Consider the following 13,373-nt stretch of genomic DNA (forward strand, 5'->3'; position numbering starts at 1 on the left):
ACTGTGACAGGGTTCTATACTCTTTTCATGTAAACACGATATCGCTTCACCCGCCCAGACCAGAGTGTGGTTTCCGCCATGGCCGATACACCTTCAAACATGCCAGAGGACCTGCCACCGCAGGAGCTTTCGGCCCGCCTTCAGCAAGCGAACCGGCAGTTGCACCAGTCCGAGAAAATGGCGGCCATTGGCCAGCTGGCGGCGGGCGTGGCCCATGAGATCAATAACCCCGTGGGCTATGTGTACTCCAACCTGCAAACCCTGGAGCACTACCTGTCGGACCTGTTCCGGCTGACCGACGCGGTGGAAAGGGCAGACTCCCTCGAAGACCTCCACCAGATCCGCAAGAGTATTGATTACGAATTCCTGCGAGGGGACCTTGAGGACCTGCTGGCGGAATCCCGGGAGGGCATCGAACGGGTAAAGACCATCATCGCCGCGATGAAGGATTTCACCCATACAGAGGAAGAGGAATTCCGCTACGCCGACCTGCACCGGGGTATTGAAACCACCCTCAATGTGGTGAACAACGAACTCAAGTACAGGGCACAGGTGGTGCGGGACTTCGGCGACCTCCCGGAAATCCGCTGCATCATATCCCAGCTCAACCAGGTCATCATGAACCTGCTGGTGAACGCCGCCCACGCCATCGAAAACACCGGCACCATCACCATTCGTACCCGCCATGAGGGGGATCATGTCACCCTGGAGTTCGAGGACACGGGCAAGGGTATCGACCCGGCAGACCTGTCCCGTATCTTCGATCCGTTCTTCACCACAAAGCCGGTTGGCAAGGGCACCGGCCTTGGACTCTCCCTGTCCTTCAATATTATCGAGAAACACCACGGACAGATCACCGCCGCCAGCACGCCCGGCCAGGGCACGCTCTTTCGCATCCGCTTGCCGATAGAACAGCCGGGAGCGGTTTCCGATGAGTGAAAAGCGCCAGCAGCCCGAGAACGCCCAAAAGCTGCCGGACAACCTGCGGGTACTGCTGGTGGACGATGAGGAGAACATCCTGCGCAGCCTCAAGCGGCTTCTTCGCCGGGAGCCCTATGAGGTGGTGACCGCGGAGTCCGGTGATGCCGCCATTGGGGTACTGGAAAACGAACGGGTTGACCTGATCATCTCAGACGCCCGCATGCCGGGCATGGATGGCCCCACCCTGCTGAGCACCGCACGCCGGCGCTGGCCGTGGATCGTGCGTATCCTGCTGACCGGCTACGCCGACATGAACTCCACCATCAAGGCCATCAACGACGGCCGGATCTACCAGTACATCAGCAAACCCTGGGAAGACGACGACCTGCGCACCACCATCCAGCAGGCGCTGGCCTTCCAGTATTCGGAGCGTCGCCGGCTGGCGCTGGAAAAACTGGCCCGCAAGCAGAACCGCGAGCTAAAAACCCTCAACGAGACGCTGGAGCAGAAGGTGGCGGCAAGAACCACCGAGCTTCAGCAGACCACCGACATGCTGGACGAAACCCTGGCGGAGTTACGGAAAAGCTATGTCACCACCACCGGGGTCTTCGCTTCCCTGTTCAACCAACGGCTACCGGCGGACCTGCAGACCAACGCTCAGGTCAGCTCCCTGGCCAGGGCCGTTGCTGCCCACCTGGAAATGGAGGAAAACGCGACCCGAGACCTGGAAATGGCGGCCGCCCTCTACAACCTTGGCAAGCTGGCCTGGTCTGACGAGATGCTCAGGGCTCCCTCGGACAAACTGACCCGAGAGCAGGACAGAATCTACCGGCGTTATCCGGAAGCCGGCGAGCAACTGCTGATGGCGCTGGACCCGCTACAGGGGGCGGCGGCACTCATACGCCATCAACGGGAGCGTTGGGACGGGCGGGGCTATCCGGACGAGCTCGAGGGCGAGGCCATTCCCCTGGGCGCCCGCATACTGCGCCTGACCGTGGATTTCATTGAAATGCAGGCCGGGCTGGTGGTGCGCCACAAGATGCCCCGCGAGGACGCCATCAGGACCATCAAGCGCCAGGGTGGCCGCCTGTACCAGCCGGAACTGTGTGAAACCTTCACCGAGCTGCTGGAGAACAATGCACCGGACCTTTACCCGGAAGACGACACCATGATCGCCGTCCCCACCCATGGCCTGGAGCCGGGCATGGTGCTGGCCCGGGATCTCCACGCGGCTTCGGGCATGCTGTTGCTCAATGAAGGCAAGGAGCTGACGGAGCGCCTGATCGACAAGCTGATCGCGTTCGAGAAGGGCGAACCCCGGGGCACTCGCTACACCCTGTTTATCTGTAAATCCGATGATGCCGACGGGCAAAACGTGGAGGCCGGCTGACGATGACGCATATCCTGTTGCTGGATGATGAAGCCAATATCCTGACCGCCCTCAGGCGACTGCTGCGCGACGAGGGTTGGCAGGTGGACACCTTTACCGACGCCGAGTCTGCCATCGACGCGCTTCAGTCCACCGCCTACAGCGTTATTGTCTCCGACTACAAGATGCCGGTGATGGACGGGGTCACCTTCCTGCAGTTCGCCCGTCAGCGCCAGCCCGATGCCATCCGCCTGATGCTCAGTGGCCATGGCGACCGGCAGTCAATGATCAATGCCATCAACCGCGCCGAGATCTACCGGTTCCTGTCCAAGCCCTGGGAAGAATACGAGATCCAGGCCGCTATACGCTCCGCCGTGGACCTTTACCAGGTCACCCTGGAAAACCGCCAGCTACTGGACCAGGTAAAACGCCAGAATGACCTGCTGCGCCAGCGGGAGGAAGAGCTGCTGCGGCTGGAGCACGATAACCCGGGCATTACCCGGGTACGCCGGGATCAGGATGGTTCTATCGTTATCAACGACGTTCTCTGACCACTGCCATGGCTGATTTCATTCCCGAGGAAAACCGGCTCAATCTCAAGGTGGTTTTCTACGGCCCTGCACTCAGCGGCAAGACCACCAACCTGATGCAGCTGCACAGTCAGTTGATGCCGGAACGCATTGGCGAGCTGATGGTGCTGGAAACCCGCGACGACCGCACCCTTTTCTTCGACATGCTGCCGATCGGACTGAAAGGCGGCCATGGCCTGGACCTGCGTCTGAAACTCTACACAGTTCCCGGCCAGGTGCAGCACGACAGCACCCGCAAGGCCGTGCTGTCCCGCGCCGACGGCATCCTGTTCGTGGCGGACTCCCAGCGCAACCAGCAGGATAACAACGCCATGGCTTTCGGCAACCTGGAAGAAAACCTGGAGAAAGTCGGCCTGGACATCGAAGCGGTGCCCATCGTTATCCAGTTCAACAAGCGGGACATGCCCGACACCGTTGCCGAGGACGAACTCCAGCAACGCTGGGCCCACACCCCCTGGTCACCGCTGCAGATGGCCAGCGCCCTCAACGGTACCGGGGTGGTGGAGACGTTCCGTGAACTGCTGGACCGTCTCTACACCGTGGCCGACCAGGAATTCAGGCTGGCAAGGGATCATGGTATTGAAAGAGCAACCTTCGTGGAACGACTCAGTGCAAGGGGGTCAGATGCGACGCCTTGAAGACGATCCTGTCCTGTCCGACCTGCTGGAAACGTCGCAGATCCAACGCCTGGAGGCCAGCCTTGCCCGCCTGGGTCTTGGCCAGGTATCCCTGAGTGAAGAAAAACGACAGGGCGCGATACCGGTGGAGTTCAACCTGGAAACCGTCGGCTGGCTCAGCGCCGACTGCGACGCCGATAGCCTCAAAGCCACCGCCGAACTGGTCGCCTTCATCCTGTTTTTTGTCGCCAAGTACCGCCTGGCGGCCGACATCCACCATGACGCCACCGAAGCCGGCTACGCCGAACTGCAACGCAAGCACAAGGCACTGCAGGAATCCGAAGCCCGCTACCGGACACTCTCCGGCCAGTTACAGGAGCGGGTAAAGGAGCAGGTCGCCACCATCCAGAAAGCCCAGCAGGAACTTTACGAAAGCGCCCGGACCCGCTCCGTCGGGCAACTGGCGGCCGGCATTGCCCATGAGATCAACAACCCGATCGGGTTCATCAAGAGCAACCTGAAAGTGGCGGGCGATTACCTGGACGACCTGGAGGCCAAGCTGCCGGATGACAGGGAAACCCGAGAACTGCTGGAAGACTTCCGCGACCTGCTGTCCGAATCCCTGGATGGCTCCAGCCGCATTGCCACCATCGTGGCGGACCTGAAGACCTTCTCCAGCATTGATCATGCAGACTACACCCACTGCAATATCAACGACCTGCTCAAGGCGGCCCTGCACCTGCTAAAAACCAGCTACGCTGACCGCAGGCTGACCATCGATGAACGTCTCGGCGAGCTGCCGGAAATACCCGGCAACCCGGCGCGACTATCGGAAGCCTTCTACAATGTGCTGGACAACGCTGCCAGGGCCATCCCGGAAGACGGCCGCATCGTGGTGAAAACGGCCACCGACAACAGCGGTAACATCGCGGTGGTTATCCAGGATAACGGCTGTGGTATGGCCGAGGATATTCAGGGCCAGGTGTTCGACCCTTTCTTCACCAGCCGCCCGGTAGGCTCCGGCACGGGTCTCGGACTGACGGTGGCACGGGACACGGTCAGGGCCCACAAGGGTCTGATTCGACTGGAAAGCCGCGAGGCCAACGGCACCCGGGTCACCATGTTGCTGCCGCAGGCCTCCTAACCCGACCAGGATAACCATGGCAAAACGTTACGCATCCCTCTTTACCGGCGACTCACAGAGCGAGGATGACGCCACCGCGGACAGCGGCAAGCGCCAGCCCTATCGCCTGCTACTGGTGGATGACGAGCCCAACATCCTTTCCGCCCTGAAACGGGTTTTCAAACGGGAGAACTACGAGCTGCTGTTCGCCAGGAACGCTGCCGAGGCCCTGAAAGTGCTTGAACGGGAGCCGGTGGAGCTGATCATGACCGACTTCATGATGCCGGGCATGAATGGCAGCGAGCTGCTGCGTACCGTCCGCGAGCACTGGCCCCGGACCATTCGCATCATGCTCACCGGCCAGGCCAACACCGACGCGGTCATGGGCTCGATCAAGGATGGCGCGGTCTACCGTTTCATCCTCAAGCCCTGGAACGATGACGACCTGCGCCTGACCATTGCCCTGGCCCTGGAACAGTACGAACTGATCGAGAAGACACGCGAGCTGAAACAGCAGAACCAGAAACAGAACAAGGACCTGGAGACCATCGCCAAACTCGGTGGCACCAACCGCAGCCAGCTGGCGATCATGCTGCACAAGAAGGGCTGGCTGAACCCCCAGCAGATCCAGCAACTGCACCGGGAAATGCAGAACCAGAAGGCGCCGGTGGTACGCCAGCTGCTCAAGCACGACTGGGTGGACTTCCGGAAAGTGCGGGACCTGCTGCGGGACGAACTGATGTTCGAGGAAATCGACCTGCGGGAATTCCAGGCCGACCCCGGCCTGCTGTCACTGGTGCCTCAGTCCGTCTGCCTGCGCCAGCTCGTTCTGCCGTTGCGGGTTCAGGGCAAACGTCTGCGCCTGGCCATGGTGGATCCCATGGACATCAACCTGATCGATGAACTGGGCTTTATGACCGGCTACACCATCCACCCCCTGCTGGTGGAGGCGGGTCAGATGCAGGCCAAGCTCAACGAGATCTTCGGCGAACAGACCGATAACATCGATGAAATGACCACCAAAGTCGGCACCGATGACCCCTATGAGGGCATCGAGATCGTGCTGGACGACGAAGAAAGCGAAAACCTCGAACAGCTGCTGGGCAGTTCTGAAGAGCCACCCGCCATCCGCCTGGTCAATGGCGTGATTCTGGAGGCCCTGCGCCTGGGGGCCAGCGATATTCATATTCACCCCCGCACCAAGTCGCTGGTGGTGCGTTACCGTATCGACGGGGTGCTGCAGGACAAGATCCACATTCCCACCAGCCTGCTGATGTCGGTGGTGTCCCGCATCAAGGTGATGGCGGAGATGGACATCACCGAGCGCCGCAAGCCCCAGGACGGCCGCATTACCGTCAAGACCCCCATGCGCATCGTGGATCTGCGTATCTCCACCCTGCCCACCATCAATGGTGAAAAGGTGGTCATGCGGGTACTGGAACGGCAGTCCTCGGCCCAGTCCCTGGAGCAGCTGGGGCTGTCCGAGCACAATCGCAAACGGCTGATCCATGTGGTGGGCAAGCCCCAGGGCATCATCCTGGCTACCGGCCCCACCGGCAGTGGCAAGACCACCACCCTGTATGCCCTGCTGCAACACAACGCTACGCCGGAGCGCAATTACGTCACCATCGAGGACCCGGTGGAGTTTCATGTGGACATGGCCGGGCAGGTGCCGGTAAAGGACCGCATCGGGCTGGACTTCGCCTCCGTGCTGCGGGCCATCCTGCGACAGGACCCGGACGTGATCCTGCTGGGGGAAATCCGCGACGAGGAAACCGCCGACGTGGCCTTCCACGCCGCCATGACCGGGCACCTGGTGTACTCCACCCTGCACACCAGCTCTGCCGCCGCCACCGTGGCCCGGCTGCTGGACCTGGACCTGAAGCCCTTCGTGCTGGCTTCGGCCCTGGAAGCGATCATCGCCCAGCGGCTGGTGCGCTGCATCTGCACGCACTGCCGCGAGCAGGTGGCGCCGCCGGAAGACGTGCTGGCACAGCTGGGCCCGGAATTCGCTCAACCAGACATCACCTTCTACCAGGGAAAGGGCTGCGAACGCTGCCACAAGGGCTACCGGGGGCGTGTGGCACTGCATGAGGTGCTCACCATGAACCATGAGTTGCGCGTTGCCATTACCGAGGGCGCCAGTGCCATGCAGATCGACACCATCGCCCGCAAGCAGGGCATGAAGGTTCTGCTGGATGATGCCCTTGAAAAGCTCGTAGCCGGACGGACCACCGCCGAGGAAATTCTCCGGGTGCTGGGGCCCCAGGAGTTTCATGACTGACCTTACCAACCGCGAGGCCCTGAGCTGGTCGCTGATGTTCGCTCTGGGCCTGTGCCTGGTGGGTCTGGGGCTGGCCCTGTCCGCGAACCTGGCGCTGGCCATCCTCGCCGGGCAGCCAGAGACCATTTACCCGGTAGGTGGCCCCCTGGCCGGCCTTGCCGGTGGCCTGTGTCTGGCGCTGGCGTTTGCCTCCAGGCGCCTGAGTCAGCTGATGGCCGCAGCCTTGCTGGGGTGGACTGCATTGCTTATGCCACTGGCCCTGGCCAATACTGCACTGATCAACCTGGACATGCCAAAAGTGGGCATCTTGCCGGGACTGTCCGCCGCGATGGCTATACTATGCCTTGGCTATTTACTGGCCACCCGGACATCAGCGCCCTCATCAGCCATCCATGCCATTGCTGGCCTGACCATTGCCATGGGCGTGGTAAACCTGTTTGCGCCCGGTCTCGGGGTACCCTCCTGGGCTCGGTTAACGCTGCTGCCGGACCTTAATCCCGCTACCGCGATATTCCTGATCATCGGTGGCGGCGCACTGCTCAAGGTGTCCCGGCTGTATCAGGACCGTTTCCACGACTACCGGCAACCAGTGCTCTGGGTGGGTGTGCTGGGTATCGCCATTACCGTGACCAGCTGGTACCTGGCCCGAATTGCGCTCGACCTGCCCGCCGCAACCACCGAACCTCCCGCGCAACGATCAGTCATTGACTACCTGACGGAAACCCTGATCCTGTTCGGGGGTCTGGCACTCACCGTGCTGATCATGGTCAACCGTCTGTTCAGTGCCATGGCCACCGCCCAGAACCATCACCTGCGCCAGATCAACGACCAGTTACAGGAGCACCTCTCCCGGGAGCAGGAACTGCGGGAAACCAACGAGCGCATCATCAATTTCAGCAGCGACCTGCTCTGCATCATCGACCGTGATGGCATGTTCCGCTTTGTCAGCCCGTCCAGCAAACGCATTCTCGGGTACGCGCCGGCGGATATGGAGGGGCATTTTGCCCGCGACTTCGTGCTTGCGGATGACTGGGAAGCAAGCCAAAAGGCCGCCGATCAACTCCGTACCCGCCAATCACGGGAGACCCGCCAGCTCCGCAACCGCTATCACCATCGGGACGGACACCTGGTTACCCTGGACTGGACGGCGAGGACGTCATCAGCGGACGGCACAATGTTCTGCATCGGCCGGGACATGACTGCAGAGCTGAAAGCTGAAGAACTGGCCCAGCAACGGGAAGCATTCTTCTCCCTGACCCCGGAAATGTTCTGCATCGTCGCCCATAATCAGTTTCTGGAGGTGAACCAGGCCTTTCTGACCACACTGGGCTATGTGCGTAGTGACCTGGTGGGGCGCCCCTACCTGGACATCGTTCACCTGGACTACCGGAAAGCGGTGGAGCATGCCGTTGCACAACTGGTCAGGGGCAACACCGTCTACGAACTGGAAATCCAGTTACACCACCAGGACGGCAGTCTGCGCTGGATGCGCCTTAATGCCGCCATGCACAATCAGCGCATCTTCTGCTCCGCCCGCGACATCACCCATGAGAAGCAGGTGCAGAAGGAACTCCGGGAGAAGGACGACCTGCTGGGCATGGCCGAGCATATTGGTCGCCTCGGGGGCTGGGTGGTCGACGTGCCTTCGGGCAAGACCGTCTGGTCCAATGCGATTTATGAAATACACGACCTGACGCCCGGGGAGGAACCTGGCCTGGAGGATGCGCTTGACTACTACACGCCCGAGACCCGACCGCTGGTAGAGGAGTCTGTCCGGCTCGCCATGGAGCTGGGCCTGCCTTTCGATATTGAAGCCCGCATCCGCACGGCCACTGGTCGCTTTCGGTGGGTGCGGGCCATCGGCCGGGCGGTTCGTGACAACCAGGGCCAGATTGTTGCCCTGCAGGGGGCCTTCCAGGACATCACCGCCAGCAAGGAAGCCAGTGAACAGATCCGCCGGCTGGCAGAACGGCAGTCCAGGATCTTTGAAAGCATCACCGACGCCTTTTTTACCCTGGACCGTGAATGGCGGTTCACCTTCATGAACCAGCGCTGTGAGGAACTGACCCAGAGCTCCCGCCAGGTCGTTCTCGGGAACAGCCTCTGGGAGGTTTTCCCCGAAATTATCGGCACCGAATTCGAGGCACACTACCGGCATGCCATGGCGACAGGCGAGACCACGTCATTTGAAGCCTGGTTCGAACCGCTGGACCTCTGGTGCGATGTGAAGGCTTACCCCTCCGGGGAAGGCCTTGCCGTCTATTTCGACAGCATCAACCAGCGCAAACGGGCGGAACAGGAACTGGAAGCCACCATGGCCGAGCTGGAACGCAGCAACCGGGAGCTGCAGGATTTTGCCTTTGTGGCCTCCCATGACCTGCAGGAGCCACTGCGCAAGATCCAGACCTTCAGTGACCGGCTGCTGAAAGACCCGGCGCATTTCGACGAGCGTGAACAGGACTACCTGCAACGAATGCGGGGCGCCGCCGGGCGCATGCAGACGCTGATCATGGACCTGCTGTCCTACTCCCGGGTATCCACCCGGGCACAACCGTTCCAGAGCTGTGACCTGAACCGGATCACAGACGATGTTCTTCAGGATCTGGAGATGGCCATCAGCGCGGCCGATGCCCATATCCAGGTGTCCACACTACCACCATTGCAGGGCGACCCCTCGCAACTACGCCAGGTAGTCCAGAACCTGCTCAGTAACGCCATCAAATTCCGGCGCCCGGGTGTGCAGCCGGAAATCCTCGTCTATCCTGAAAATATCACTGAGCGGGGCTGGACGCTGGTGATGCAGGATAACGGGTCCGGTTTCGACGCCCGGTACGCGGACCGGCTGTTCCAGCCTTTCCAGCGTTTGCACAGCAAGAATGAATTCGCTGGCACTGGCATCGGGCTGGCCATTGTCCGTAAGATCGTGGAACGCCACCAGGGTACCATCGTAGCCGACGGTCAACCCGGAGCGGGTGCGATCTTCCGGATACACTTCAGTCAATCCCGTGAACTCACCAGCCAGGCCAGAGAGAGTCGTCAATCATGAGCCACACGTTGCCCATGCGTATATTTATTGCCGACGACGACGCCGACGACCGCCTGCTGATCCGGGATGCCTTCCTGGAAAGCGATGCTTCCCTGCGGCTGACCTTCTTCGAAAGCGGTGACGCCATCGTCGACGGCCTGGCGGACGCCCGTGCCCGGCGGGCCCTGCCACAGCTGATCCTGCTGGACCTGAACATGCCCGGCAAGAACGGTCGTGACATCATTGCGGAACTCAAGGCCGATCCGGCCCTGCGGGGCATTCCCATCGTAGTGCTTACCACCTCCAGGGACGAAAACGACATTGCTGCCTGTTATGACCTCGGCGCCAGCTCCTACGTTGTCAAACCGGTCAGCTATGAGGAGCTGCTGGAAATCACCCGCTCACTGACCCACTACTGGTCCCGAACCACCGTACTGCCAGGGCAATCAAAGTATTATGTCTGAACGCTTCATGTCCGATGACCAAAGCCGCCTGCGTGTTCTGCTGATCGAAGATGACGAGGATGACGTCCTGATCACCCGTGATCTGCTGCACGAAGGCAGTGCCGCGCCCTTCGACCTGGCCTGGATCGACAACGCCGACGACGGCCTGCTGTCACTGCGCGACAACCAGCACGATGTCGCGCTGGTGGATTACCGCCTGGGGCCGGAATCAGGCATTGATCTGATCCGTCAGGCCCAGCGGGAAGGCATCAGCACACCCATGATTCTGCTGACCGGCCAGGGTGACCACGACCTGGACCTCAAGGCCGTGGAAATCGGCGCGGCGGATTACCTGGTCAAGGGGCTGGTGGATGCCCAGTCACTGATCCGCAGTATCCGCTATGCCATCGACCGTGCCCTGGCCGTCACCGGGCTGCTGCAGAGTGAAGCCCGGTACCGGGTTCTGTTCAACAGCAACCCCGTGGCCATGATGCTGGCCGAACCGGATACCGGCCAGGTGGTCTCCGTCAACGAGGCGGCCCGGACCCTGTACGGCATGGCCCCGGAAGAGGCCGCCCCGCTCACCCTGGCGGACCTGATCAGCCCGCAGGAGCAACCCGGCGGGCTGCCACGGCTGCTCAACTCCGAGGGCGTGTTTGCCCAGCCGGGAAGCCGCCTCGAAGTACACCGCCGCATGGACGGCACCGAGCTCTACGTGGAAGTCCGCAGTCAGGCCATGCAGCTGAATCAGCGGCAACTGGATCTTGTCATGGTGATGGACGTCACCGAACGTATCGAGAACGGCCGTCAGCTGCGGCTGATGAAACAGGGCATCGAGTCCAGCTCCAACGGCATTGTCATCGCCGATGCCCGCCAGCCACAGATGCCGATTGTCTACGTCAACCCGGCCTTCGAGCAGATTACCGGTTACCGGGCTGAAGAGTGTATCGGCCATAACTGCCGGTTTCTGCAAAAAGGCGCTGACGGCGATGAGCCCAACCGGCAGGCCCTTGAGGAAATCCGCCAGAGCCTTCGGCAAGAGCGCGAAGTCACCGTGGTACTGCGCAACTTCCGCAAGGATGGCACCCCCTTCTGGAATGATCTCTATATCGCCCCCATCCGCGACAGTGGCGGCGATGTTACCCACTTCATCGGTATCCAGAACGATATTTCCGAGAAGAAGTCGGCGGAGAGCAAGCTGGCCTACAACGCCAGTCATGACGTACTCACCGGCCTGCCCAATCGCTCCCTGCTGGAGGACCGCCTGATTCAGGCTTGCCAGATGGCCAGGCGTTACCGCCGCAAGGTGGGCGTGCTGTTCTTTGATGTGGACGGCTTCAAACCGGTCAACGATTCCCTCGGCCACCGGGTAGGCGACCAGTTGCTGGTGGAAATTGCCACCCGCCTTGAAAAGGGGGTTCGCAGCGGTGATACCGTCGCCAGAGGCAGCGGTGACGAGTTCATCGTGGTACTGCCGGACCTGGCCCACGGCGATGATGTCATCAAGGTCGTGGAGCAGTTGCTGCACGCTATTGCAGCGCCCTACCAGATTCAGGACCGGACCCTGCAACTGACCGCCAGCGCCGGCATTGCCCTGGACGACGGCTCCATCGACGATCCCATGGTGCTGGTCCAGCAGGCAGACCTGGCCATGTACCGGGCCAAGCAGCATGGCCGCAATACCTATCAGTGGTTTGCCTCTGACCTCAACGTGGAAGCCAGCGAACGGGTCGAGCTTCGCAACGACCTGCAGAGAGCCCTGGAGCAGGGACAGCTCGAATTGTTCTATCAACCCATCGTGGAGAGCCGTACCGGCAAGATCCGCGGTTCCGAGGCGCTGATCCGCTGGCACCATCCCCGCCGGGGCCTGGTGGCGCCCATTCAGTTCATTCCGCTGGCAGAGGATACCGGCCAGATCATCGAGCTGGGGCAATGGGTGCTGCAGCAGGCCTGCCGGGATGCCATACGGTTGCTGGGTATGGGTTACCGGGATTACCGGGTATCGGTGAATGTGTCCCCGGTACAGTTGCGTCAGGAAGGATTCGTTGACCTGGTGACCGACACCTTGCGCCAGACCGGTCTGGCACCGGAACGGCTGGAGCTGGAAATTGTGGAGTCTTCAGTGCTCTACGACACCGATCAAGTGGTCGACAGACTTGGCAGACTACGCGACCTGGGCGTGGGCATTGCCATTGACGACTTCGGCACCGGTTTTTCCAGCCTCAGCTACCTGAAGATCATGCCGGTCACCAAAATCAAGATCGACCGGGCCTTCGTCAAGGACGTGATCAGCAACCGCCGTGATGCCGCCATTACCCAGGGCATCCTGTCCATGGCTCACCACCTTTCCCTGGAAGTGGTGGCCGAGGGGGTCGAGACCCAGGCCCATGCGGCCTTCCTGCGCAAGAACAACTGTCAGCTGTTGCAGGGCTACCTGTTCGCCAGACCCATGCCCTTCAAGGCATTTGCGGAGTTCCTGGCGACCCGGGGAAATGCCAGCGACAACGAAGATGCCGGGGGTACCGACGACACTCATGACTCGAAGCCCACGCTGCTGTTGCTGGACGACGAAGCCAATATCCTGAGGGCGCTTTCCAGGGTACTGCGCCGGGACGGCTATCGCATCCTGTCCACCACCAGTATCACCGAGGCCTTCGAACTGCTGGCGGCCAACAACGTCCAGGTCATCATCTCGGACCAGCGCATGCCGGCCATGTCGGGCACGGAATTCCTCAGCCAGGTAAAGGACATCTATCCCGACACCGTGCGTATCGTGCTGTCCGGCTACACGGACCTGAAATCCGTGACCGAGGCCATCAACGAGGGGGCCATCTACAAGTTCCTGACCAAGCCCTGGGATGACCAGCAGATACGCAACCATATCCGCCAGGCGTTCGTGTATTACGATGCTTCCACGGAATGAGGCACCGCCCCGCCAGTTTCTGCACTCCCCCGCCCTCACTCCCTTCGGTTCCTGACTCCCCCGACAGCCTGGACAGGG

At 61.3% G+C, this 13,373-nt stretch carries 9 protein-coding genes; all 9 read left to right on the forward strand.

Going from position 1 to position 13,373, the window contains the following annotated elements; translation table 11 throughout:
* Window positions 1-78 precede the first annotated feature (78 nt).
* From IE079_RS01395 to IE079_RS01435, 9 genes are read left to right on the forward strand one after another with little or no spacing between them, the layout of a single operon-like run.
* Entirely contained in the window at window positions 79-939 is an 861-nt protein-coding gene (locus IE079_RS01395; RefSeq protein ID WP_189571709.1) for an ATP-binding protein, read from the forward strand.
* Entirely contained in the window at window positions 932-2,311 is a 1,380-nt protein-coding gene (nosR, locus tag IE079_RS01400; RefSeq protein WP_189571712.1) for a response regulator c-di-GMP phosphodiesterase, NosR family, read from the forward strand. The genes IE079_RS01395 and nosR overlap by 8 nt, the downstream gene beginning before the upstream one ends.
* Window positions 2,312-2,313: 2 nt before the next feature.
* Window positions 2,314-2,841 (forward strand): response regulator, encoded by a 528-nt coding sequence (locus IE079_RS01405; protein WP_189571715.1) that lies wholly within the window; start codon window positions 2,314-2,316, stop codon window positions 2,839-2,841.
* An 8-nt stretch (window positions 2,842-2,849) separates the two neighbouring features.
* The gene (locus IE079_RS01410) at window positions 2,850-3,518 is read left to right on the forward strand and encodes a GTP-binding protein (protein WP_189571718.1); all 669 of its coding nucleotides are present in this window, start codon (window positions 2,850-2,852) and stop codon (window positions 3,516-3,518) included.
* On the forward strand, window positions 3,505-4,641 hold the full coding sequence (locus IE079_RS01415; RefSeq protein ID WP_189571721.1) for a sensor histidine kinase: 1,137 nt from the start codon (window positions 3,505-3,507) through the stop codon (window positions 4,639-4,641). Before IE079_RS01410 ends, IE079_RS01415 begins: the two co-directional genes overlap by 14 nt.
* A 16-nt stretch (window positions 4,642-4,657) precedes the next feature.
* Entirely contained in the window at window positions 4,658-6,904 is a 2,247-nt protein-coding gene (locus IE079_RS01420; RefSeq protein ID WP_189571724.1) for an ATPase, T2SS/T4P/T4SS family, read from the forward strand.
* Window positions 6,897-9,950, forward strand: a complete 3,054-nt coding sequence (locus IE079_RS01425) for a PAS domain S-box protein (protein ID WP_189571727.1) — start codon at window positions 6,897-6,899, stop codon at window positions 9,948-9,950. The genes IE079_RS01420 and IE079_RS01425 overlap by 8 nt, the downstream gene beginning before the upstream one ends.
* Window positions 9,947-10,393, forward strand: a complete 447-nt coding sequence (locus IE079_RS01430) for a response regulator (protein WP_189571730.1) — start codon at window positions 9,947-9,949, stop codon at window positions 10,391-10,393. Before IE079_RS01425 ends, IE079_RS01430 begins: the two co-directional genes overlap by 4 nt.
* Before the next feature lie 7 nt (window positions 10,394-10,400).
* Window positions 10,401-13,295 (forward strand): EAL domain-containing protein, encoded by a 2,895-nt coding sequence (locus IE079_RS01435; protein WP_189572880.1) that lies wholly within the window; start codon window positions 10,401-10,403, stop codon window positions 13,293-13,295.
* The last annotated feature ends 78 nt before the right edge of the window (window positions 13,296-13,373 follow it).

Source organism: Marinobacter zhanjiangensis (genome assembly GCF_014651935.1).
GTDB classification, from domain to species: Bacteria; Pseudomonadota; Gammaproteobacteria; order Pseudomonadales; family Oleiphilaceae; genus Marinobacter; species Marinobacter zhanjiangensis.